Origin of the sequence: Citrobacter sp. Awk 2 (genome assembly GCF_028069815.1) — a bacterium.
GTDB lineage: Bacteria > Pseudomonadota > Gammaproteobacteria > Enterobacterales > Enterobacteriaceae > Citrobacter.
In genome coordinates, this window is the sequence record NZ_JANEWL010000026.1 from 1 (window position 1) to 24,428 (window position 24,428).

The 24,428-nt window shown below is 51.4% G+C and carries 23 protein-coding genes; 10 read left to right on the forward strand and 13 right to left on the reverse strand.

Annotated features, from left to right (window positions below; all coding sequences use genetic code 11):
- Window positions 1-59 precede the first annotated feature (59 nt).
- From fumD to ttrS, 3 genes are all read right to left on the reverse strand, one after another.
- On the reverse strand, window positions 60-269 hold the full coding sequence (fumD, locus tag NNO02_RS09190; RefSeq protein ID WP_040233753.1) for a fumarate hydratase FumD: 210 nt from the start codon (window positions 267-269) through the stop codon (window positions 60-62).
- 92 nt (window positions 270-361) lie between these two features.
- Window positions 362-946, reverse strand: a complete 585-nt coding sequence (ttrR, locus tag NNO02_RS09195) for a tetrathionate respiration response regulator TtrR (protein ID WP_271440795.1) — start codon at window positions 944-946, stop codon at window positions 362-364.
- Window positions 921-2,654, reverse strand: coding sequence for a tetrathionate respiration histidine kinase TtrS (ttrS, locus tag NNO02_RS09200; RefSeq protein WP_271454644.1), 1,734 nt, complete (start codon window positions 2,652-2,654; stop codon window positions 921-923). The genes ttrR and ttrS overlap by 26 nt, the downstream gene beginning before the upstream one ends.
- Window positions 2,655-2,881: 227 nt before the next feature.
- Between ttrS and ttrB the strand changes: the two genes are divergently transcribed.
- From ttrB to ttrA, 3 genes are read left to right on the forward strand one after another with little or no spacing between them, the layout of a single operon-like run.
- Window positions 2,882-3,616 (forward strand): tetrathionate reductase subunit TtrB, encoded by a 735-nt coding sequence (ttrB, locus tag NNO02_RS09205; protein WP_005122827.1) that lies wholly within the window; start codon window positions 2,882-2,884, stop codon window positions 3,614-3,616.
- Complete coding sequence (gene ttrC, locus NNO02_RS09210; protein ID WP_271454629.1) at window positions 3,617-4,642, forward strand: tetrathionate reductase subunit TtrC; 1,026 nt, start codon at window positions 3,617-3,619, stop codon at window positions 4,640-4,642.
- Window positions 4,635-7,700, forward strand: a complete 3,066-nt coding sequence (ttrA, locus tag NNO02_RS09215) for a tetrathionate reductase subunit TtrA (RefSeq protein WP_271454630.1) — start codon at window positions 4,635-4,637, stop codon at window positions 7,698-7,700. The genes ttrC and ttrA overlap by 8 nt, the downstream gene beginning before the upstream one ends.
- Before the next feature lie 76 nt (window positions 7,701-7,776).
- On the opposite strand, the gene NNO02_RS09220 is transcribed toward ttrA, so the two are convergent.
- Genes NNO02_RS09220 through NNO02_RS09230 form a run of 3 tightly spaced genes read right to left on the reverse strand, consistent with a single transcriptional unit; the run spans window position 7,777 to window position 10,294 of the window.
- On the reverse strand, window positions 7,777-8,589 hold the full coding sequence (locus tag NNO02_RS09220) for a MetQ/NlpA family ABC transporter substrate-binding protein (RefSeq protein ID WP_048211834.1): 813 nt from the start codon (window positions 8,587-8,589) through the stop codon (window positions 7,777-7,779).
- A gap of 21 nt (window positions 8,590-8,610) precedes the next feature.
- Window positions 8,611-9,279 carry a methionine ABC transporter permease gene (locus tag NNO02_RS09225; protein WP_048211835.1) on the reverse strand — a complete coding sequence of 223 codons (669 nt, stop codon included), beginning with the start codon at window positions 9,277-9,279 and terminating at the stop codon, window positions 8,611-8,613.
- Window positions 9,272-10,294 (reverse strand): methionine ABC transporter ATP-binding protein, encoded by a 1,023-nt coding sequence (locus tag NNO02_RS09230; RefSeq protein ID WP_271454631.1) that lies wholly within the window; start codon window positions 10,292-10,294, stop codon window positions 9,272-9,274. The genes NNO02_RS09225 and NNO02_RS09230 overlap by 8 nt, the downstream gene beginning before the upstream one ends.
- Before the next feature lie 509 nt (window positions 10,295-10,803).
- Between NNO02_RS09230 and NNO02_RS09235 the strand changes: the two genes are divergently transcribed.
- From NNO02_RS09235 to lpp, 7 genes are all read left to right on the forward strand, one after another.
- The gene (locus tag NNO02_RS09235) at window positions 10,804-12,030 is read left to right on the forward strand and encodes a PfkB family carbohydrate kinase (RefSeq protein WP_271454632.1); all 1,227 of its coding nucleotides are present in this window, start codon (window positions 10,804-10,806) and stop codon (window positions 12,028-12,030) included.
- Between the two features lie 12 nt (window positions 12,031-12,042).
- Window positions 12,043-12,780 (forward strand): glutamine amidotransferase, encoded by a 738-nt coding sequence (locus NNO02_RS09240; protein ID WP_271454633.1) that lies wholly within the window; start codon window positions 12,043-12,045, stop codon window positions 12,778-12,780.
- A 61-nt stretch (window positions 12,781-12,841) separates the two neighbouring features.
- Window positions 12,842-13,735, forward strand: a complete 894-nt coding sequence (locus tag NNO02_RS09245) for a proline iminopeptidase-family hydrolase (RefSeq protein ID WP_271454634.1) — start codon at window positions 12,842-12,844, stop codon at window positions 13,733-13,735.
- Window positions 13,736-13,755: 20 nt separating this feature from the next.
- Window positions 13,756-15,099 (forward strand): APC family permease, encoded by a 1,344-nt coding sequence (locus NNO02_RS09250; protein WP_271440787.1) that lies wholly within the window; start codon window positions 13,756-13,758, stop codon window positions 15,097-15,099.
- A 214-nt stretch (window positions 15,100-15,313) separates the two neighbouring features.
- Window positions 15,314-15,508 (forward strand): protein YnhH, encoded by a 195-nt coding sequence (gene ynhH, locus NNO02_RS09255; protein WP_245163452.1) that lies wholly within the window; start codon window positions 15,314-15,316, stop codon window positions 15,506-15,508.
- A gap of 7 nt (window positions 15,509-15,515) precedes the next feature.
- Window positions 15,516-16,928, forward strand: coding sequence for a pyruvate kinase PykF (pykF, locus tag NNO02_RS09260; RefSeq protein ID WP_137383325.1), 1,413 nt, complete (start codon window positions 15,516-15,518; stop codon window positions 16,926-16,928).
- A gap of 308 nt (window positions 16,929-17,236) precedes the next feature.
- On the forward strand, window positions 17,237-17,473 hold the full coding sequence (lpp, locus tag NNO02_RS09265) for a murein lipoprotein Lpp (protein ID WP_003029373.1): 237 nt from the start codon (window positions 17,237-17,239) through the stop codon (window positions 17,471-17,473).
- A 67-nt stretch (window positions 17,474-17,540) separates the two neighbouring features.
- Here lpp and ldtE read toward each other — a convergent pair whose 3' ends face one another.
- From ldtE to sufA, 7 genes are all read right to left on the reverse strand, one after another.
- Window positions 17,541-18,545: a L,D-transpeptidase LdtE gene (ldtE, locus tag NNO02_RS09270; RefSeq protein WP_271449138.1), complete on the reverse strand. Its 1,005-nt coding sequence runs from the start codon at window positions 18,543-18,545 to the stop codon at window positions 17,541-17,543.
- 123 nt (window positions 18,546-18,668) lie between these two features.
- Window positions 18,669-19,085 (reverse strand): cysteine desulfuration protein SufE, encoded by a 417-nt coding sequence (gene sufE, locus NNO02_RS09275; RefSeq protein WP_271440786.1) that lies wholly within the window; start codon window positions 19,083-19,085, stop codon window positions 18,669-18,671.
- A 12-nt stretch (window positions 19,086-19,097) separates the two neighbouring features.
- On the reverse strand, window positions 19,098-20,318 hold the full coding sequence (gene sufS / locus NNO02_RS09280; RefSeq protein ID WP_271440785.1) for a cysteine desulfurase SufS: 1,221 nt from the start codon (window positions 20,316-20,318) through the stop codon (window positions 19,098-19,100).
- Window positions 20,315-21,586, reverse strand: coding sequence for a Fe-S cluster assembly protein SufD (gene sufD, locus NNO02_RS09285; RefSeq protein ID WP_271454635.1), 1,272 nt, complete (start codon window positions 21,584-21,586; stop codon window positions 20,315-20,317). Before sufD ends, sufS begins: the two co-directional genes overlap by 4 nt.
- Complete coding sequence (sufC, locus tag NNO02_RS09290; protein WP_271454636.1) at window positions 21,561-22,307, reverse strand: Fe-S cluster assembly ATPase SufC; 747 nt, start codon at window positions 22,305-22,307, stop codon at window positions 21,561-21,563. The genes sufD and sufC overlap by 26 nt, the downstream gene beginning before the upstream one ends.
- A 16-nt stretch (window positions 22,308-22,323) precedes the next feature.
- Window positions 22,324-23,811 (reverse strand): Fe-S cluster assembly protein SufB, encoded by a 1,488-nt coding sequence (gene sufB, locus NNO02_RS09295; protein ID WP_061067803.1) that lies wholly within the window; start codon window positions 23,809-23,811, stop codon window positions 22,324-22,326.
- An 8-nt stretch (window positions 23,812-23,819) separates the two neighbouring features.
- The gene (gene sufA / locus NNO02_RS09300; protein WP_005120243.1) at window positions 23,820-24,188 is read right to left on the reverse strand and encodes a Fe-S cluster assembly scaffold SufA; all 369 of its coding nucleotides are present in this window, start codon (window positions 24,186-24,188) and stop codon (window positions 23,820-23,822) included.
- Window positions 24,189-24,428 lie beyond the last annotated feature (240 nt).

Sequence of the window (24,428 nt, forward strand, 5' to 3'; positions counted from 1 at the left end):
AGATAACGAAGATGAAAATAAGAGGACGGCAGAATATTTCTACCGACCTCTTTTATGGATTAACCGGCCAATGCTTTGATCACCGTCTCCATGGCCTGTTTTTCTAACTCACTGCGCTTCACACGCTGATTGGCGAGGGTTGTTCTCAGTACGCCAGCAATGACGATATGCTTAGGCTCTTGCCCCAGATCGCGCATTTCCAGCACTACTTTACCGACTACTCTGCACATCTCGCGGTACAGCTCGTCGTCTTTGGTCTGATTTCCCATATTCACCCGCTCGTCATTAACTCAAACCCACAGCATATATCACTCTGGCGAATTAGACAAAATCCAATGAAAATCAAATAAATGTCACAATTTTACTGGATCCGCTGAAGCCGATTTACCAGCTCGGCAAGGCTTCCGGCCTGCATTTTTTCCATCACCCGCGCCCGATGCACTTCAACCGTGCGAACGGCAATATTCATGGCATCGGCTATTTCCCGATTTATCAATCCCTTTGCAACCAGATTCGCCAGTTCTCGTTCCTTCGGTGTAAGTTGCTGATAGCAAGCAACAATTTCCTGTCGCGAAAAAGCCGCTGCCGAGGTCTGCAAAGCATTTTCCAGCGCAGCCTGTAGCGGCGCGGCTGAAACCGGCTTCTGTAAGAAATCGACGGCTCCGCGCTTCATTTGTTCAACCGCCATGGGCACATCACCATGTCCGGTAAGAAATACCACCGCCAGGGTGCTCTCGCGCTGACGCATTGCTTCATGCACGGCATGCCCATCCAGTACCGGCATGCGCATATCCAGCAACAATACGCCGACCTGGTGCAGATCGGCCTGAGCCAAAAACGTTTCGCCCTGCTCCCAGCAACGTACCTCGTACCCCATACTTTCCAGTAAAAATGCACAGGCCTGAGTCACCGCTATATCGTCATCCAACAGATGAATTATTGCCACGAGGCCCTCCTTCCTGTGTTTGCTTAAAATGTAATGTCACCACTGCCCCCGCCAGGCCGTCAGGCGCTGGGTGATTTTTGATGCTGATGTCGCCATTTGCATAGCGAACCAGTCGCTGACAAATGGCCAGCCCGAGTCCCATCCCTTCCTTGCGGGTGGTCATAAAGGGCTGGAATGCCTGGTATAACTGCGCATCGTCGATCCCTCCGGCATTATCCTGCACCAGAATGCGCACACCATGCTCCTCACTGTACGCGGAGAACCACACCGTTTTTGCCCCCGCCTGAGCTGCGTTTAGTACCAGATTAGCCAGAACCTGCTCCAGCAAAACGGTCGGCAGTGTAACCGTGAGCGAATTGTCGACCTGCGTTTGTAACATTACCGTCGGGAATTGCTGTGCCATGCGTAACAACTGCCAGACATGATGGATCGCATCATGAACGTTAATAGGCTCCCAGTCGTCGGTCATCACCGGATTTCCCTGCGCCTGACTGACCCACTGACGTAAATTGCGTAGCGTATCGGCGCCCCGCTGCGCCTGCGCGTCAATCTGTTCAAGGGCGGGTAACAACGGATGCTGCTGATCCTGGCCACGCAGACGAATCAGACAGCCCTGTGCATAGTGGCGGATAGCCGAAAGCGGTTGGTTAAGTTCATGAGCGAATCCGGACGTCATCTCGCCCAGCACACTCATTTGACGCGCGGTTTCCAGCGCCTGTTCCTGTTTGCGCAACAACACATTATTACGCTCAAGCAGTCTTCCGCGTCGGCGGACCAACAGCATGACCCATATGTAATTGAGCGTCAGCAACAACAGGACGATACCTGCAGCCCCCATGGCCAGACGATGTTGAATAAACCAGCTTTTGACATCCAGCCAGAGTTGGCGTTGCTGTGGGTGCTGACGGACATCGCGCAGTAAAGCTTCTACTTCGCGGGTCGAGGCCGGCGCGCCCCAACGAAAGGCGGCGTTTTGTGGCGCGTTAAACAGTACCCGCGTCACGCGATCGGCCAGTTCATCACTGACCGCGGGCAAGGCAGCAAACGACCAGTCAGGATAGAGCGGCGTACTGGTTACGCAAGGAATTGACGTTGGATAGGTAATCACGGGCCTAAAGTCCGCTTTGCGGATTAGCCCTTCTTCATCCATTTTTTCCAGCAGACACACGGGCACAATCACCGCCTGAACCGCTTTTTCACGTAATAAATACAGCAAAGCATCAGCAGGAAAGCCGGTAAACGTCAGACGTAAATCACGCTCAGGGCGTAAACCGGCATCGCTGAGTGCTTTGTATCCCAGCAAATAACCGCCAAATGCCTGAGCATCAATGGCACCTACCGTTTTACCAATCAGGTCGTGTGCATTCACAATCCCACTGTCACGCCTGACGAGGACAGCACTGCCAATCACGTTGCTGGTTGCCTTTCCGCCACGCGTGGAGCGTAATGATGCCAGCCAGCGAAGCGCTGCATGGCTGTTTAGCTGCACGAATTGCGCAGGATTGGTGACCATAAACTGGACGGTTCCACGGTTAACCGCCTCCTGCATCTGCTGCAAGTCCAGCGGTTGAATATGAAACTGTTCACCCGGGATTTGCTGATTTAACAGAGTTTCCAGCGGTTGCCAGTGGGTACGTGTCGAGACCTCTCCACGCATCGCTAAAACACCCACATTCCACGAACCTGCCCATGCCACGCTGCTGAGCATCCACACGGAGGCCAATAGCGTCAGGCATCGAACGATGTTACTTCCCACTGAATTATCCCTGTCAATTATGTTGTTTTAGATCAACAACAAGCCGGGTATGTGGTTAACCACAATAGAGCTGCCCCCGCCACGATTTTTACACTGTAAATCATTGAGGTTCTTTATTCATCACACGCAAATCAACGGCGTGACCAATGTTTCGTTGTTGCATCGTGACGGGAGAAAATATGGACAGCAGTAAACGGCAGTTTCTCCAGCAACTGGGCGTCCTGACCGCTGGCGCATCACTGGTTCCCCTGGCACAGGCCCAGTTTCCCTTTTCGCCTGAACGGCATGAAGGATCGCCCCAGCATCGCTACGGCATGCTGGTCGATCTGCGTCGGTGTATCGGCTGCCAGGCCTGCACCGTGAGTTGCGCGATTGAAAACCAGACGCCGCAAGGTGAGTTTCGTACCAACGTTAATCAGTATCAGGTGCAACTTGAAGGCCAGCAAAGCGTCACCAACGTCCTGCTGCCGCGCCTGTGCAACCATTGTGATAACCCCCCTTGCGTGCCGGTGTGCCCGGTGCAGGCTACCTTCCAGCGCGAAGATGGCATTGTGGTTGTCGACAACACACGCTGTGTTGGCTGCGCCTACTGTGTGCAGGCCTGCCCATACGATGCACGGTTTATCAACCATGAAACGCAAACCGCCGATAAATGCACTTTTTGCGTTCATCGACTGGAAGCGGGCCTGCTCCCGGCCTGCGTCGAGTCGTGCGTTGGCGGCGCGCGCATCATCGGTGATATCAAAGATCCACACAGCCGGATTTCTCAAATGCTGCAGCAACATCATGACGCCATCAAGGTCCTGAAACCGGAAAGTGGCACCTCGCCGCACGTGTTCTATCTGGGCCTGGATGAGGCCTTTGTGACACCATTAATGGGGCGCGCCCAGCCCGCGCTCTGGCAGGAGGTTTAAATGAACCCTACCCTGATTATCGAAGAGGTTCTGACGCATCCACAGGACGTAAGCTGGTTACCCTGGGCTGTGCAATATTTCTTTTTTATCGGCATTGCCGCCTGCGCGGCACTGTTTGCCTGCGTGCTCCACTGGCGCAAAAAGGAGAGGCCCGAGTTAGAAAACCTCACGCTGCTGGTAGCCCTGACCTGCGCGATTACCGCACCGTTGGCACTGACGGCTGATTTACACCAGACGGCACGCGTCTGGCATTTCTATGCCTACCCGACACCGTGGTCATGGATGCCGTGGGGGGCGCTATTTTTACCGCTGTTTACCGGGTTTTTAGGACTGTGGTTTATAGCACAACACGTTAAGCGATTAACCGCCAAAAGTTACAGTGTCACTAAATGGTTGGCCGTGGGAAGTGCGTTGTCGGCTATTGGACTGTTGGTCTATACCGGTCGCGAGGTCTCTATTGTCGAAGCGCGTCCGATCTGGTTCAGCTACGCCTTCCCGGTAGCGATGTTCCTCAGTGCCCTGCAAACGTTCCTTGCCCTGCTTATCGCCACGGTGAAAAACGCAGGGACAACATTACCGCGCAAACTGGCATGGGGCCAGATAGTCACGCTGTGCGCGCTGGCTATCGTGGTGGTGATGTGGGCAAGTGGCAACACGCTATCGGGGTCAGCGATTCGCCAGTGGCTGGATGTGGCGGCTTCTGCGCGGCATTACGCCATCGGCTGGATTGCACCTTGGGTTACCTCACTGGGTCTTTGCGCCCTGGTGTTACGCCATCCGTTATCACTGCCATTACGTATTTTGCTGGCAATAAGCGCAATGACATTGTGCTGGCTGATGCGCTGGACATTACTCATTCAGGTACAGACCGTACCGAAATTTAACGCCCAGTTTAACCCCTATACCCTGCCCGGTGGCACTGATGGCTGGCTGGCCATTCTTGGCACTTTTGGCCTGTGGGTCGCACTGATCATTATGGTTCGTGAAGCCCTGAACGCGATCGCAAGGAGAATGCAACATGGCTAATTTAACTCGTCGTCAGTGGCTAAAAGTCGGTCTTGCTGTCGGGGGCATGGTGACCTTCGGCCTGAGTTATCGGGACGTGGCGAAGCGCGCGATTGATGGTTTGCTTGACGGAACATCAGGAAAAATAACCCGCGATCGTATCTTTGGTAATGCACTCATCCCCGAAGCACATGCCCGACCGCGCTGGCAACAGAACCCGCAGCAGGTGATCTCCATGACGCAGTGTTTCGGCTGCTGGACGCAATGTGGCGTGCGTGTCCGTGTTGATAACGAACAAGGCAAAGTGTTGCGTATTGCGGGCAACCCGTACCATCCGCTATCTCACGAACACCACATTGACTCCTCAGTTCCCTTTGCCACCGCGATGGAACAACTGGCGGGTGAAACCGGACTCGATGCCCGCTCCACCGCCTGCGCTCGCGGTGCAACGTTACTTGAAGGCCTGTACAGCCCACTGCGTATTCTGGAGCCAATGAAACGCGTGGGTAAACGTGGGGAAGGAAAATGGCAGCGCATCAGCTTTGAGCAACTGATCAAAGAAGTGGTGGAAGGCGGCGATCTGTTCGGCGAAGGCCACGTTGACGGTCTGCGCGCGATCCACGATCCCGATACACCGATTGATGCCCGACACCCCGGTTTCGGCCCAAAATCCAATCAGCTACTGGTCACCAATACCAGTGATGAAGGACGTGATACATTTTTGCGTCGCTTTGCCCTGAACAGTTTCGGCAGCAAAAACTTCGGCGCACATGGCGCGTACTGTGGTCTGGCCTATCGTGCCGGGTCTGGCGCTTTGATGGGCGATCTGGATAAAAATACCCACGTGAAACCCGACTGGGATAATGTCGAATTTGCGTTGTTTATGGGGACATCTCCAGCACAATCCGGCAACCCGTTTAAGCGCCAGGCTCGCCAGCTTGCCAGTGCCCGTTTACGTGATGACTTCCGCTATGTTGTGGTTGCACCAGCCCTCCCCCTAACGACAGTGCTTGCCGACGATCGTGGGCACTGGCAGCCCGTACGTCCAGGGACGGACTCCGCACTGGCGATGGGGATGATCCGCTGGATAATTGAAAAGCAGCGCTATAACGCTGATTACCTGGCGATTCCTGACATACAGGCCATGAAGCAGGCCGGGGAAAAAAGCTGGACCAACGCTACCCATCTGGTCATTACCGATGAAATTCCAACGCTCGCCGGTCAGCATCTAACGCTGGCGCATTTACGCGCAGACGCCGCCAACGAACCCACCGTCATTAACGAAGCCGGAGAGATTGTCGCCGCCAACAGTTGCCAACGTGCCCAGCTGTTCATCTCCCGTGAAGTCACGCTGGCCGGGGGGCAAACGGTCACGGTAAAAAGTGGCTTCCAGTGTCTGAAAGAATCCGCTGAGAAACTGTCAATGGCGCAATACAGCCAGCAGTGTGGTGTTTCTGAGGCAGACATTGGCGCGCTGGCCGATGCTTTCACCCGTCACGGACGAAAAGCTGCAGTGATCACCCACGGCGGGATGATGGCGGGTAACGGTTTTTATAATGCCTGGTCGGTGATGATGCTTAATGCGTTGATCGGGAACCTGAGCCTCGAAGGCGGCGTGTTCGTCGGCGGCGGTAAGTTCAACGGTGCAACTGACGGCCCGCGCTACAATATGGACAGTTTTGCCGGGAAGGTGAAACCTAAAGGTCTGAGCATTGCCCGCAGCAAGACAGCCTATGAGTCTTCCGACGAGTACCGCAACAAAGTCGCCGCCGGGCAATCGCCCTTCCCGGCCAAAGCGCCCTGGTATCCATTTGTCGCAGGCCAGCTTACCGAATTACTGGTTTCTGCACTGGAAGGTTATCCGTATCCGCTAAAGGCCTGGATCTCCAACATGACCAACCCGTTTTATGGGATTGCGGGCTTACGCGGTGTAGCAGAAGAAAAGCTAAAAGACCCTGCGCGTTTGCCGTTGTTTATCGCGATTGATGCGTTCATGAACGAAACAACCGCGCTTGCGGATTACATCGTACCGGACACGCATAACTTCGAAAGCTGGGGATTCAGCGCCCCATGGGCCGGTGTCGCCAGTAAAGCTACCACCGCCCGCTGGCCTGTGGTCAGGCCTGCTACCCGTCAGACCGCTGACGGTCAACCCGTCTCGATGGAGGCTTTCTGCATCGCGGTGGCTAAGCGCATTGGTCTCCCCGGCTTTGGCGACAATGCCATTTCCGATCCACAGGGCAACGTGTATCCACTCAACCGCGCCGAAGATTATTATCTGCGCCTTGCCGCCAACATTGCCTTTATGGGCAAAGCGCCGGTGGCAGAGGCACGGGAAGAGGATATCGCGCTCACCGGGGTGCAACGAATTTTGCCGGTGATGACCCAAACGTTAAAAGCCGATGAGGTGAGTCGCGTAGCGTTTATCTATTCGCGCGGTGGCCGTTTTGCGCCAGACAACAGTGGTCGGGTCGATAACCGCGTCGGTAATGCGTGGGAAAAACCACTGCAAATCTGGAATGCGGATGTCGCTGCACACCGTCATGCGATTACCGGTGAACGCTACAGCGGCTGTCCGGCCTGGTATCCTTCGCGACTCTCTGACGGGCGTTCAGTGGAGGAACTATTCCCTGAGCAGGAATGGCCGCTGAAGTTGATTTCATTTAAATCGAATACCATGTCCAGCGCGTCGGCCGTGATCCCCAGGCTGCATCATCTTAAGCCAGTCAATCTGGTGGCGCTTAACCCGCAGGACGGCAAGCGCTATGGTTTATCTCACGGCGATACCGTTCGCATCACCACGCCGGGCGGGCAGGTTGACGCGCAAATCAGCTTACTGCATGGCGTGATGCCAGGGGTAATCGCGATTGAGCATGGCTATGGACATAAAGAGATGGGCGCTGCGCAGCATACGCTCGACGGTGAGCCGATGCCGTTCGATAAAAAGATAAAGTCAGGGATCAATATCAACGATCTGGGTTTTGCGGATCCGACACGAAAAGTGGCCAACACCTGGCTGGATTGGGTTTCAGGAGCCGCTGTGCGTCAGGGGTTGCCAGCGAAGCTTGAACGAGTGTAACTCGGGTGCCGGATGGCAACGCTAACGCGTTTATCCGGCCTACAGCACATCGTAGGCCGGGTACGGCATAAACGGATCAGTTATTAACCGGGATAACCGCGCCTTTATATTTGGTGCGGATCCAGTCCTGGATCTCTTTTGAGTGCAGCACATCAACCAGCGCCACGATATCCTTTTTCTTCTCATCACCGCGATGAACGGTAATGATATTGGCATACGGGTTGTTTTCACCGCTTTCTACGGCAATCGGATCTTTCACCGGATCAAGCCCGGCGTCGATTGCGTAGTTGGCGTTGATCACGACCGCATCCCCTTCTTCATTGTTATACATCTGCGGTAACAGCGCTGCTTCAACGTTAGGTAAGAACTTCAGCTTTTTCGGGTTCTCTACGATGTCGCTAATGCGCGCCGTCACTTTATCCACTCCCGGTTTCAGCTTGATCACACCCTCTTTTTCAAAAATCGACAGAATACGACCTTCTTCAGATACCGCATCACGCATGATCACCTTGCCACCTTCCGGCAGATCCTTCAGTGACTTCACCTTTTTCGAATAGATACCAATCGGCTCGATATGAATCGCCCCAGCGCTAACGAAATCATAGGATTTGTCGCCAGCATGATCTTTAATCACGCTATTCAGGTACGGGATATGCTGGAAATAGTTTGCATCAATCTCGCGACCCGCCAGGGCGGTGTTCGGCAGAATGTAGTCCTGGAATGGTTTAATCTCCAGGTCTATCCCTTGCTTCGCCAGAATCGGCTTGGCCTGCTCAAGGATCTCCGCATGGGGTACGTTTGACGCGCCAACGGTCAGCGTATCAGCCCAGGAAGCAAAGCTCAGGGCGCTTAAGGTTGCTGCTGCGAGTAATGTCAGTGATTTTTTCATGATGATGGTTTCCGTATTTTATTAGCGTTTATCTAACAGAGAGGTGATCACATCGCCGCAAAGCTGAATGATGAAGACGATGAGCAGAATCGTGACCGTCGCCACCAGCGTGACGTCGCTGTGGTTGCGCTGGAATCCTTCCAGGTAAGCCAGGTTCCCTAAACCACCGGCACCAATCACCCCCGCCATCGCGCTGTAGCTAACCAGAGCAATCAGCGTCACGGTGATCCCGGACACCAGAGCGGGTGAGGATTCAGGCAGTAAAACCCGAAATACAAGCGTCGTCAGACGTGCGCCCATCGAGCGCGTCGCTTCAATAACGCCTTTATCTACTTCACGCAGGGCGATTTCGACCAGGCGTGCGTAAAAAGGTGCAGCACCCACAATCAACGCGGGCAACGCGGCATTTGCACCGAGAATGGTGCCAACTATCGTTTTGGTAAAAGGTATTAACAACACGATCAGAATGATGAACGGGATCGAGCGGAAAATATTGACCACCAGCGAGATCGCGCTATACAAGGCGCGGTTCTGGAATAATCCACCGCGCGCGGTCAGGAACAGCGCCAGCCCGAGTGCAATCCCAAGGACAAACGTTGCCGCGCCAGAAAGCGCCGTCATGTAGAGCGTTTCCTGGGTCGCTGCCAGCAGTTGGTCCCACTTCAGATGGGGAAACAGATCTTCAGGCATGTTGAATCACCTCGCCTTCAATGTCGCTGTGGTGCAGGTCGGCCAGAATATTGCTGAGTTGTTCTTCGCTAGCCACGACGTGCACCCAAAGCTGCCCGAACACGCCATGCGCGGTTTGCGTCATCTTGCCGTGCAAAATGTTAAACGGCAGGCCATAGCGCAGGGTGAGTTCTCCAACCACCGGTCGGTGAGTGCGCTGCCCGGTAAAAGTTAACTTGATCACGACACCGCCCAGTTCGCTTGCCAGTTGCGGATTAAACTCATCCTCTTCGGTGTATTGGCTCACCTGCCGGACAAACTGTCGGGTAATTGGCTGCTGTGGATGGGTAAAGACAGTAAGAACATCGCCCTCTTCAACTACCCTGCCGTTTTCCATCACCGCGACGCGATCGCAGATTTTGCGCACCACATGCATCTCGTGGGTGATCAACACAATGGTTAATTTGAAGCGACGGTTAATATCGAGCAGTAACTCCAGAATCTGATCGGTGGTTTGCGGATCCAACGCTGATGTGGCCTCGTCACAGAGCAGTACATCAGGATTATTCGCCAGCGCGCGGGCGATCCCTACGCGCTGCTTTTGGCCGCCGCTGAGCTGCGATGGATACGCATTTTCGCGACCGCTCAGACCGACAAGGGTAATCAGCTCGGCCACTCTCGCCTTAATCATCGCTTTCGGCGCACCGGCAATTTGCATAGAGAAAGCGATATTTTCACTGACGGTGCGTGACCACAGTAAATTAAAGTGCTGAAACACCATGCTGATTTTCAACCGTGCCTGACGCAGCGATTCCCCGCGTGCGGCAGAAATAGCGTGGCCGTTAATGGTCACGCTGCCGGACGAGGGTTTCTCCAGACCATTCAGCAGGCGAATCAAGGTACTTTTCCCTGCACCACTGTAGCCAATGATCCCGTAAATCTGCCCCTGCTCAACCGTCAGGTTGACATCATCGACAGCGGTAATGGCAAGCCTGCCTGGCGTAAACACTTTCGAAATATTTTTCAGGACAATCATATCGTTTGGGTATCCGCTGCTGCTTATTGTTATCCTGCTAGTGCCTTTAGCTGTTTAGCAGTATGGATGTCCAAATGAGTGTAATCAGCGAGATGGTGATTTAAAATGAATTAAAACGAATTTGATATAACTTTAAGGAATATCCATACCGCAACAAGAGACTCAGCCCGCGTTCACTTCCACATCCGAGTGGGCTGACAGCATGAAAAATTCTTCTGAAATATTTACTCACTGATTTTTAACTGACCAAACCGTGGTTATTTAAAACTGAATCGAGAAAGCCAACACCTTTATAAGGAGCGTTCAAAAATTGCATCACTGAGATATGACAATCATCACAAACTGTAGCCCCGCAAGTGTAAGCATATAAGAACTAAAAAAATGAAATCGTCTTTTTATCCTGCGTGATAATTTGGTTTTGCTTCCGGTTTACAGCATGATCTGTGATTCATTTCACCACATGTCAACATTACTCTAAATACAATTCAACGAAATACACGGAGGCTTTAATGTTTAAAGAAGAAAGGCGCGCCACTATTCTTAACTTGTTGATCAAAGATCATAGCGTAAGCGTAAGTAAACTTGCCGTTCTTTTTAATGTTAGCCGGGAGACTATTCGTTCAGATCTTTATTATTTTCAGAAAAAAGGAATGCTGGTGCGTTGTTACGGTGGTGGTATTGTTAATCGTCAGGCGTTAAGCAAACTTATTACTGAAAATAAAATAGATATCTCCGGCACTATAGCAACTCCGGCAAACAAAGATATTCGCTTAAACAAAGAAGGGGCTAAAATGTCGGGCAAAGTTTGTATTTTAGGTTCATTTAATATTGACGTATCCGCCACTGTGCCGTGGCTGCCTCAGAGCGGTGAATCTATCCTCGCAAGCCAGTTCGGTTTTTATCCGGGAGGAAAAGGTGCCAACCAGGCTCTGGCCGCAAATAATGCGGGTGCTGATGTCCATTTTATTTTTAAAGTTGGCAAAGATCAGTTCAGCGCTTTCGCACTCAATCATATTATTCAATCGGGCATCAACTCTTATTGTGCCTATCAAACCGATGATGCCCCCACCGGGAGTGCACTCATTTATGTTTCAGCGGAGGATGGTGATAATATCATCGCCATCTATCCCGGCGCTAATATGACGCTGAGCAAACAAGAAATTAATGAACAGCAGGGTTATATCTCTGAAGCCGATGTCCTGCTGATGCAACTGGAGACGAATATCGATGCTATTGAAGAGTTCGTGCGCCTGGGTAAATTAGAAAACAAAACTATCATTCTTAATCCAGCACCCTATACTAAAAATATCCACCATTTATTATCTTCCATCGATATCCTGACACCTAATGAAACCGAGGCTTCATTTTTGTCAGGTATTACCATTACCGGTATTGATGATGCCAAAAAAGCAGGAAATATCATTCTGCAGTCAGGTGTTAAGAAGGTCATTATCACTCTTGGCGCGCAAGGATCATTGCTGTGCGAACATCACCGAACGTTGTTTATCCCCGCCTGGAGTGCCGTCGTCAAGGATGCCGCGGGCGCGGGTGACGCATTTAATGGCGCACTGGCCACCTCACTTGCCCGAAAATCGGACCTTGTGTCAGCCATTCAGTATGCCTCTGCTTTTGCTTCACTGGCAGTAGAACAAGAAGGCGCATCGAGCATGCCGCAACATGAGCAGGTACTGCACCGAATGCGCACTCAATCGCATGAAATTGTTAATATCAAATAATAGGATATCAGTATGAAAATTTTATTTATCGGTGAGTCATGGCATATTCATATGATTCATTCTAAGGGATATGACAGCTTCACATCCAGTAAATACGAAGAAGGTGCTGACTATCTCTTATCCTGTCTGCGCCAGCAGAATATTACTATCGACTATATGCCAGCGCATATTGTACAAACTCGTTTTCCGCAAACCGTAGCGGAACTCGACGTATACGACGCGATCGTGATTAGTGATATTGGCAGTAATACCTTTTTGTTGCAAAACAAGACCTTTTATCAGATGAATATCATCCCGAATGCGTTAGCGCTGATTAAAGAATATGTCTCCAATGGCGGCGGTCTGTTAATGATTGGCGGATACCTGTCCTTCACTGGCATTGAGGCTAAAGCGAATTATAAAAACACCTTGCTGGCCGACGTTTTGCCTGTCGAAATGCTGGACTATGACGATCGCGTTGAAATTCCAGAAGGATGCAGCCCAATCAACACTGATGAACGGCATGTCATTACGCAAGATCTGACGCAGTGGCCCCCCTTACTCGGTTATAACAAACTGCGCGCCAAAGTAAACACTACAACGCTGGTCAAAATAAATGACGACCCGCTATTAGTTCTCGGTGAATACAATAAAGGGAAAGTCGGTTGTTTTGCCAGTGATTGTGCGCCGCACTGGGGTAGTCCACAATTTATGCAATGGGAACATTACACGCCATTTTGGTGTAACGTTCTGCAATCAATTAAAAAATAAGTGTCTGTCTGCAGGTGATTATTGAATCACCTGCCCTTTTCTCTCTGTATCGGTTAAAAATATGCAAAGTCACTACAAATATGGTGAAATGTTTTACGATGGCATATTAACCAGCTATCGTATCTACGGTGATCCGGCATCTTCATTAATGCCATTAATTATTTTACACGGCGGCCCATCAGGCGGTTTTGATTATCTGTTAAATTATCACCAGCTGTCTGATGATGGGCGCATGGTGGTATTTTACGATCAATATGGCTGCGGTCGTTCCACGCATTTCCCGCTGGCGGAGGCCTCATTCTGGACAATAGAACGCTATCTTCAGCAACTCCAGCAATTAATCTGCCATCTGAATATTGGCCAGCGATATTCATTACTCGGACACTCCTGGGGAGGCATGCTGGCAGCAGAGCATGCCTGCACACAGCCGGAAGGATTAGGTGGTGTGATATACGCCAGCTCTCCTGCCAGCATCCCACTTTGGCAAAGTGAAGTCCTGCGGCTGTTTAAAGAACTCACGGCTGGCGCGGATACAATGCCAGGCGATGTCATTATGCAGGCAAAAATCTATCAGCATCCGCCTGAGCAGCTTATTGCCTATTACGCCAGGCATGTTTATTCCCTGCAGCAAGAACCGCTGCATATTCAGCGTGCTAATGCGCAATTCGCCGCCGACCCCACGGCTTACCACATTTTGTGGGGCGCCAATGAGCTGGCGGTCAATGGCACGCTGGCACAGTGGGATATCACCGATTCATTGCACAAGATTCAATGCCCTGGATTAGTCCTTCATGGCGAGCACGATCAGGCGACATCGCAGGTCGTTCAACCGCTTATTACCCATATAACCCATTGTCGGGGCGTCACGATTCCTGACAGCAGCCATAACCCGCATGAAGAAAATACCGGGCCTTGCCTCACTGCGGTCCGTGCGTTTTTACGCGCCCTTGATTAACACGAATTGAGGTGTTTACTATGAGTAAAATCAAAAAGTTATCTCTTACAGATTTGGTGCTGTACGGGCTGGTATTTATGGTTCCGATCGCGCCGGTTTCTCTCTATGGTGTCGTCTATAATTTATCTCATGGCATGGTCGCGCTGGTGTATATTATTGGCGCTATCGCGATGTTTTTTACCGCCCACAGCTATTCAACATTGTCAAAGCACATCTCCTCCTCCGGGTCGGCTTATACCTATGCGGGCGTGTGCATCAACCCCGCGGTGGGTTTTCTCACCGGCTGGATTTTGCTGCTGGATTATCTGTTATTCCCTACGCTGGTTGCCGTGCTGGGCGGTGTTGCTGTTCATGCCATACTTCCGCAAATACCGATTTGGGTGTGGCCGTTAATTTATGTGGCCATCGGAACGGGCATAAACTATTTGGGAATACAACAAACGGCTAAATTCGACAAGCTGCTGGTCTTTATTCAACTCGGTATTCTGGCCATTTTTGTGGTGCTGATTTTGCGTCTGCTGATGCTCGATAGCAGCCATGTGTCATTCTCTTTCAAACCCTTTTTTGACTCTCAGTGGTTTACGCCTGGCTTAATTGCTACCGCTATCTCTGTTGCGGCACTCAACTTCCTCGGGTTTGATGCCATCAGTACCTTAAGCGAAGAAAGCGAAGGCGGCGGAAAAGCGGTCAGTAAGGCAACTCTTCTCGCCCTGATCCTGGCCACCGTGCTGTTTATTATTGTGGTGACGTTTGCCGCATTCGCCACCGGCAAAATAGACAGCTTTGCCGACGGCACTGAAACAAACGAAGCCTTCTTCACGATTGCAGGTGATGTTGGCGGTATCTGGCTTAAAGTCGCATTTTCTATCATCGTGGCGTTCGTTTGCGCAGTCGGCAATATCATTACGGCACAAACCGCCGTATCCCGCGTTCTGTTCTCTATGGGGCGCGACAAAATGTTGCCCACATTCCTGGCGCACGTACACAATAAAAGAAAAACACCTGACTATGCCATTCTGTTCACCGGGGCTGTGACACTCTTTCTTAGCTACCTGTTTTCCGGGAAAATTGAATCCATATCCACCCTTGTTAACTTCGGCGCGCTTTTCGCCTTCTTTGTGGTAAACCTGTGTGTCTTTGTGCTCTACAACGTAAAGATGAAAGAACATCGTCGCCTTTTCCCTCACGTGATCTCTCCTGTGCTGGGCATGGTCGTCATCGGTTATGTCTGTATGAATATGAACATTCACGCGCTGACGCTGGGGGGCATCTGGTCTGTAATCGGTCTGGCGATTCTGTGGTATCGGAAAGCGCATAAGCAGGACATCAATATCGATCTTGAGGGGCGAAAGCTGCTCGACTAAGTCGTCTGAATACTGAGTTTGCAACAGGTTATTTTTTCTTGTTGCGCAACACCGCCTGACGTTGGGCGGTGTTTTGTTAACCAACCTGAAACAATTTAATGCAGATTCTTTGTTAAACTGCACAGAACTCTTTTGAAACGCTGTTTCCATTTTCCTTTTTGATAATTTTCAGCGTATAATGCGCGCCAATTGTCTCTTGAATGGTTTCAGCACATTGACCTGTAAAACTCAACGACTACAAAACTCACCATCCCGTTGGGCTGAAACGCAAGCACACATTCCTCTGCACGCTTTATCGATGTCACCTATTCTTAGAGCGAGGCATCACAACTTTCGTAACTCAGGTTTAGCTTTCCATCCGTGCGCGATGGAAGCCAGATTTCCATATCCTTCTCAACTTAAAGACTAAGACTGTCATGAAAAAGACGAAAATTGTTTGCACCATCGGTCCGAAAACCGAATCCGAAGAGATGTTATCCAAAATGCTGGACGCGGGCATGAACGTCATGCGTCTGAACTTCTCCCACGGTGATTACGCAGAACACGGTCAGCGCATCAAGAATTTGCGCAACGTCATGAGCAAAACCGGTAAAAAAGCTGCAATTCTGCTCGACACCAAAGGTCCGGAAATCCGTACCATTAAGCTGGAAGGCGGCAACGACGTTTCTCTGAAAGCGGGCCAGACCTTCACGTTCACTACCGACAAATCTGTTGTCGGCAACAACGAAATCGTTGCTGTTACCTACGAAGGCTTCACTAAAGACCTGTCTGTCGGCAACACCGTACTGGTTGATGATGGCCTGATTGGCATGGAAGTTACCGCTATTGAAGGTAACAAAGTTATCTGTAAAGTGCTGAACAACGGCGATCTGGGTGAAAACAAAGGCGTTAACCTGCCTGGCGTTTCCATTGCCCTGCCAGCACTGGCTGAAAAAGACAAACAGGACCTGATCTTCGGTTGTGAGCAAGGCGTTGACTTCGTTGCGGCCTCCTTTATCCGTAAACGTTCTGACGTCGTTGAAATCCGTGAGCACCTGAAAGCACACGGCGGCGAAAACATCCAGATCATCTCCAAGATTGAAAACCAGGAAGGCCTGAACAACTTCGACGAAATCCTCGAAGCGTCCGACGGCATCATGGTTGCTCGTGGCGACATGGGCGTTGAGATCCCGGTTGAAGAAGTTATCTTCGCGCAGAAGATGATCATCGAGAAATGTATCCGTGCACGTAAGGTCGTTATCACTGCGACCCAGATGCTGGATTCCATGATCAAAAACCCACGTCCGACCCGCGCTGAAGCCGGCGACGTTGCGAACGCCATCCTCGATGGTACCGATGCCGTTATGCTGTCTGGTGAATCCGCGAAAGGTAAATACCCGCTGGAAGCTGTGACCATCATGGCCACCATCTGCGAACGTACCGACCGTGTGATGACCAGCCGCCTGGACTTCAATAATGACAGCCGTAAACTGCGCATCACTGAAGCGGTGTGCCGTGGTGCTGTTGAAACTGCAGAAAAACTGGATGCTCCGCTGATCGTCGTGGCAACCCAGGGCGGTAAATCTGCACGTGCTGTGCGTAAATACTTCCCGGATGCAACCATCCTGGCGTTGACCACCAATGAAACTACCGCTCGCCAGCTGGTGCTGAGCAAAGGTGTCGTTGCACAGGTTGTTAAAGAAATCACCTCTACTGATGATTTCTACCGTCTGGGCAAAGAAGTGGCTCTGGAAAGTGGTCTGGCACAGAAAGGTGACGTCGTTGTTATGGTTTCCGGCGCACTGGTTCCGAGCGGCACGACCAATACGGCATCTGTTCACGTGCTGTAATAATTCCATCGCGAATTAATTTGCTTAAAAAGCGCCCTTGCGGCGCTTTTTTTATTTTCTTGATAGCCACGATTAATAAAAAATCAAATCGGATTTCACTATCTAATCCGAGATTATCTAAGATGAATCCGATGGAAGCTTTCTGTTTTCTCTCGGGTTTTTAGCTGTTTTTGCACAATTCGATGCTTCTTTGAGCGAACGATCAAAAATAAGTGCATTCCCATCAAAAAAATATTCTCAACATAAAAAACTTTGTGTAATACTTGTAACGCTACATGGAGATTAACTCAATCTAGAGGGTATTAATAATGAATCGTACTAAACTGGTACTGGGCGCGGTAATCCTGGGTTCTACTCTGCTGGCAGGTTGCTCCAGCAACGCTAAAATCGATCAGCTGTCTTCTGACGTTCAGACTCTGAACGCTAAAGTTGACCAGCTGAGCAACGACGTGAACGCAATGCGTTCCGACGTTCAGGCTGCTAAAGATGACGCAGCTCGCGCTAACCAGCGTCTGGACAACGCAGCTACTAAATACCGCAAGTAATAGTATCTGTGTAATAAAAATGGCGCACATTGTGCGCCATTTTTTTTGCCCGTTATTTTCTTCCCTGTTACTGCGTTGTGCGCATCTGCGCATCCTCCCCTGGCGCACCGTTCTGCGCTGATTTCACTTCTGGTCCATTGGCAACGACAGGTGTCTGCCCGGCACTAACGGTCACGGGATAACCCGCACGACGATACAGAGCTCTCTCAACCAGACTGTTATCGACAGCCTTATTCTCTTTGAACTGATTAAAACCTACCGGTAATACATAGGGCATGGTCTGAACGTTTTGTTCCTCTTCCGGTGACAACGGCCTGTGCACTTCAACATAGCGCATTCCATTTGGCTCAACGGAGTACTTTATCGGCTCGTTGATCACTCTGACAGGCGTACCTGGTCGCACCTGCTCGAACAACGCTTTGATATCCGGCGCGTTCATACGGATACATCCGGAGCTTACGCGCAGGCCAACACTGTCAGGTGCACTGGTCCCATGGATAAGGTATTCACCATTTCCATGCGCCAGACGCAATGCAAAGCGTCCTAACGGGTTATTTGGCCCCGCAGGTACTACCGGCGGTAATGTGATGCCGCGCTCCAGAGAGCGCTTACGGATGCCCGGTGTAGGTGTCCAGGTCGGATTGGGTATTTTCTGCCCAACACGGGTTTCCATCACCGGTGTTTCCAGCCCCTGCAAACCAATGCCAATGGGGAATACCTGAACAATATTTTCTCCCGGCGGGAAGTAATACAAACGCAGTTCCGCCAGATTCACAATAATGCCTTCGCGTGGCACATCCGGTAGCAATAATTGCGAGGGAATGGTAATCAGGGTTCCAGGTCTGGGTACGGGGGCTATGGTGTTATTTGCTTCAAGGATCAGCATTGCAGCGGTGTCAAAACGCCGGGCTATCGCCTGGAGATTCTTATCGCCTTCCTGCACGGTGTAGGTTTGATTTTGCCCAACAAGACGGCTGTTCGCCGCAGGCAACGGATAATCGACCGCCCAAGCGGCCTGTATAGCGCTGTAAGCGCCGATCAGCATTAACGTAATAATAGACGCGCGTTTCATACTCACTCACCCCCCTGGCGTTATTGCCGGATGACGGCAAGCGTCCGATCCGGCCTACGAGTCATTGCGGTGCCTTTCACGGAATCATTCCAGTCAGCCTGAAAGATGACGTGTTTTATCAGTTTAGCTAAGAGTTGCGGCTTTGGTGCGGATCGCCCGTATCATCGCTTCCAGTCCCTGTGAACGTGAAGGTGTGAGATGCTGTGCGAGCGCCATTTTTTCGAACCACGGACGCACATCAAAATTCACAATATCCTGAGCCGTCATCCGGTCATACAAAATGAAGACGACGGCGATAAGTCCTTTCACAATTGCCGCATCACTGTCGCCCTGCAATTCAATAATACCTTCAGCATTCTGCCGCATAACAATCCATACCTGACTTTGACATCCCTGAATGCTATTTTCCGGGCAGCGATCGTCGGCATTTAATTCCGGCAGCCGCTGACCCAGTTCAATGATGTACAGGTATTTCTCTTCCCAATTAGCGCAACGCAGAAAATTACGCAACAGTTTTTCTTTATCCGGTAGCGCAGCCATAATGCCTCCCTGTTATCCCAACAAGTGATGAATACGCTTGAGCCCAGTCACCAGGCGATCCACTTCTTCATGGGTGTTATACATGGCAATGGAAGCCCGGCACATCGCGGGAACGTGATAATAAGCCATCAACGGCATCGCGCAGTGATGCCCCGTGCGAACGGCAATTCCATAGTTATCGAGAAAGCTACCGACGTCATACGCGTGATGTTTGCCCAGGTTAAAGGCGATCACGCCTAAACGATTTTCCGGGCCGTAGAGCGTCAGATTAGGTACCTCCGCCAGTTGTTCCAGTGCATAACGCATCATGAACTGCTCATATTCACTGATTTCAGTAAGCCCCAGCGCGCTAACATATTCAATAGCCGCTCCGAGACCGATAATCCCTCCGGTGTTCGGTGTTCCGGCTTCAAAACGCCAGGGGGCTTTGGCCCACGTCGTTCCCTGACTCAGACTGACGGTTGCTATCATCGAGCCACCGCCTTCCCACGGCGGCATTTCCTGCAGCAGCGATTCCCTGGCATACAGCACGCCAATGCCGGTGGGTCCATACAGCTTATGTCCGGAGAAGACATAAAAGTCACAATCCAGTGCCTGCACGTCCACCGGGTGGTGCATGACCGCCTGCGCGCCATCTACCAGCACTTTTGCGCCGTACTGATGCGCCAGCTCAATCATCTCCGGCAGCGGGTTTTCCGTGCCCAGGACATTCGATACGTGGGTAATGGCCAACAGTTGCGTACGGTCATCAAACAGCGTCGGCAATGTTTCCAGTTGCAACGTCCCGTCGGCATTCAGTGGGATAACACGCAGTTCCGCACCTACACGGGCGCACAGCATCTGCCAGGGGACAATATTGGCGTGGTGTTCCATTTCACTGATGATGATGTTATCACCCGCCCGGACATTGCTACTGCCCCAGCTGTTCGCCACCAGGTTGATGCCCTCCGTCGTGCCGCGGACAAACACCAGTTCTTCGGCAGAACGTGCGTTAATAAACAATGACGCCAGCTTGCGTACATTCTCCATTTTTTCCGTCGCCTGGGCACTGAGCGTATGAATACCCCGATGGACTGCCGCATAGCCATGCCGATAAAACTCAGCCTCGGCATCAATCACCTGGTTGGGCTTTTGCGCGCTGGCAGCACTGTCGAGGTAAGCCAGCGGTAAGCCGTTGACCTCACGCGTCAGGACCGGAAAGTCCGCCCGTACTTTTTCAATGGGAAATGTCATGCTACGCCTCCCGGTAGGCGTTGGGCTATCCGCGCCAGTACCTGTTGTTTCAGCGTTTCATCGCTCAGGGCTTCCGTCAGCTCAGCGGCAAACGCGTAGAGAATCATCTGTTGGGCATCCTGCTGGCCAATCCCACGCGAACGCAGATAGAACATCTGTTCATCGTCGATCCGCCCTACCGTCGCCCCATGGCTGCATTTCACGTCATCAGCGTAGATTTCCAGTTGCGGCTTGGTGTCCACTTCTGCCAGTTTACCGAGCAGTAAATTATTGTTCGTCATCTGACCGTCAGTTTTAATGGCATGCTGCGCCACGTTAATCAGGCCATTAAACACCGCACGGCCTTTATCGCTGACAATCGTTTTATGTAACTGGCGGCTGTTGCAATACCCCTTATTGTGTTCAAGCCAGGTTCGGGTATCGCAAACTTCATTTTTCACCGGCATCGCCAGGCTGTTAAGGCGCAGCGTGCTGTTCTCCCCGTTAAGCTGGGTACTGGTGTGATGGCGTAATACCGCACCACCGAGTAAGAAGCTGTAACTCATCGCCGTCGCATCGGCCCCTAACTGGATATCGTTATGCGCGAAATGGTGGCTGGCCGGATTCTCAAACGCCAGTTTGATATGGTGCAAATGGGCATTTGCCGCCACGTTCATCGTTAAGCGCGCACCGGTAAAATGTCGATGCGCATTCAGGCTAACATAGTGCTCAATGACGGTAGCTTCTGCGCCTTCGGCCAGTTCAAGATGGTGGCGATAGTGCGCGGTATTCACCTCATCACCCGCCAGCCCCTGGGTGATATGCATCAACAGCAGCGGTTTCGCTGGACGTTGATGTCGTTTGACCTGAATGTGCGTGACGCTGCGTGAAAGGCTTTCGGTCAGATGCAGGAACACCTCTGGCTGGATAGCCGCAGGGAGTGCCTGACGCGCATCATCAACGGTAATGTCAAAGCCGCTGCCGTCCACGCTATCGCTAAGCGCCTCGCAGTACTGACCGTCAACAAACACCAGACGTAGGGCATCAATAGCGCCGCTCAGCGCGTCGCACTGTGCTGACGTTATTGCAGAAAAACGACTGACAAACTGGCCGTTGGTTAACCCTTCCAGCGGCGTATATTTCCAGTCCTCATGTTTACGCGTCGGCAACCCCAGCCGCAACATCTGTTGCAGGTGTTGTTGCGCATGCTGTGAGCGACGCTCACCCTGCGCTTCAAACAGATGATGCCACTGCTGGAGCACGTTACTGCTGTTCACTAAGCCAGCCATACCCTTGCTCCTCCAGCTGTTTAACCAACGTAAAATCACCGGACTTCACAATGCGCCCCTGGTAGAGAACGTGGACGTAATCGGGTTTGATATAGTCGAGGATTCGCTGGTAGTGGGTGACAATAACAAACGAACGCTTTCCGTCACGCAATGCGTTCACGCCATCAGCGACGATTTTCAGCGCGTCGATATCCAGACCAGAGTCAGACTCATCAAGAATGCACAGCTGGGGTTCCAGTACCGCCATTTGCAGAATGTCGTTACGTTTTTTCTCCCCACCGGAGAAACCCACGTTCACCGAACGGGTGAGCAAATCTGCCGGCATCTTCAGCAACGCAATTTTCTCTTCCATCAGATCCTGGAAGTCAAACCTGTCCAGCAACTCTTCGCCACGGTAGCTGCGCACCGCATTCAGTGCCGTTTGCAGGAAAAACTGATTGCTGACGCCGGGGATCTCCACCGGATACTGAAACGCCATAAAGATACCTTCACCGGCCCTGTCTTCCGGTGACAGTTCCAGCAAGTTCTTACCGTTAAACTCAACCGTCCCGCCCGTGACTTCATAATCTTCTCGTCCGGCGAGTGTCGCAGACAACGTACTTTTCCCGGAACCGTTCGGCCCCATAATGGCGTGTACTTCCCCGGGGCGAATCTCAAGACTCAGCCCACGCAGGATCGCCTTATCTTCCACACTGACCTGTAAATCTTTAATGCTTAACATGTGCTTTCCTTAAATTTTAGCCGACGCTGTGTTCAAGACTTATGGCGAGAAGTTTTTGCGCTTCCACAGCAAATTCCAGCGGCAGCTCAGAGAACACGTCTTTACAGAAGCCATTGACGATCATTGAGATAGCATCTTCTTCACTGATGCCACGTTGCAGGCAGTAGAACAGCTGGTCTTCACCAATGCGCGAGGTCGTCGCTTCGTGTTCAAGCTGAGCGCTGTTGTTACGGCACTCAACATACGGGAAGGTATGCGCCCCACAGTCCGCACCAATCAACATTGAGTCACATTGGGTGTAGTTACGGGCGTTAGTGGCGGTAGGCATAATTTTCACTAAGCCACGATAGCTGTTCTGGCTATGTCCGGCAGAAATTCCTTTCGAGATAATGGTCGATTTCGTGTTCTTGCCGATGTGAATCATTTTAGTGCCAGTATCAGCCTGCTGATGCCCGCTGGTCAGCGCAACGGAGTAGAATTCGCCGATCGAATTATCACCGCGCAGAATGCAGCTCGGGTATTTCCAGGTAATGGCTGAACCGGTCTCTGACTGCGTCCATGACATTTTGCTGTTTTCACCTTCACACAGCGCACGTTTGGTCACGAAATTCAGGATGCCGCCGGTATTGCCATCGCCGGGGAACCAGTTTTGTACCGTTGAATACTTCACCTCAGCATCTTTATGGATGATCACCTCAACCACCGCCGCATGCAGCTGGTAACTGTCACGTACCGGAGCCGAACAACCTTCGATATAGCTGACGTAACTCCCCTCATCCGCCACCAGAATCGTGCGTTCAAACTGTCCTGTTTTTTCTGCATTGATACGGAAATAAGTCGACAGTTCCATTGGGCAGCGCACACCTTTCGGCACATAAATAAACGTGCCGTCCGATGCCACCGCCGCATTCAGCGCGGCAAAGAAATTGTCATTCCCCGGGACGACGGTACCGAGGTATTTTTTTACCAGTTCAGGATGATCGTGAATGGCCTCGCCGAACGAGCAGAAAATAATACCCTGCTCCGCCAGCTTATCGCGGTAGGTCGTTGCAACTGACACCGAATCGAAAATGGCATCCACCGCCACTTCTTTGCCTTCACGGACCGGCACGCCAAGCTGCTCGAACGCGTCTTCAACCTCTTTGCTTAAAAACGCATTCGCGCCCGTTTGTTGCACCGCTCCCGGCTCAGAGGCGCAGGTTTCATCACAGTTGCCGCAAGAAGGTGCCGAGTAATAGCTGTAATCCTGGTAGTTCAGTTTGTCATAGTGCGCTTTTAGCCAGTGTGGTTCTTCCATCGTCAGCCACGCGTTAAACGCATTCAGACGGAATTCCAGCATCCAGTCGGGTTCATTTCGTTTTGCCGAAATTGCCCGCACCACCTCTTCGTTGATCCCTTTGGCCAGCTCATCGGTTTTGAGTTGGGTAAAGAACCCCTCTTTGTAATTGAGGTGCCCGCCAGCCCAGGTGTTGACATCGTCAGTTGCTTCAGTATTACGAGACATAGTACCGCCTATACCCCAAAGCTTTCGCCACAGCCACATTCGTTCTGGGCTTTCGGGTTATGAAATTTAAATAACTGATTTAATCCTTCACGAACGAAATCGACTTCAGTTCCATCGATAAACGGCATCGCCTGTAACGGGACATAAAGTCTGGCGCCCTCTGTTTCAAATAGCAGATCGTCTTTCTCGGGTTGCTTGACGGTGTCCAGCACATAGCCGAATCCCGCGCATCCGGTTTGTTTCACGCCTAACCGCACGCCCAACATATCGGGTTGCCTTGCCACCAGTTCACGGATATGCGCCGCTGCCGCTGGCGTTAACGTCAGCCCGCGCCACGCAAAATCGTTGGGATTAAATGTTCCTGAATGCAATTCCATAGGGTTACCTCGAGTCATTAGCTTTCAAGCTATAACACCATGTTAGTGATAATGATTATCACTTCAACCCCTCAACAGCAGGGGCATTCGGGTTAACCGCCCTTTTTGACGACTTTTATTAAGCATAGACCCTGCGGCGAGGGTTAACAGGGATGGATTTTTTTGTTCAATACATTGATTAATAATAGATTATGAATATGTAATCGTTCCGGCAGGTCAAATGCTAAAAGATGTATAGAT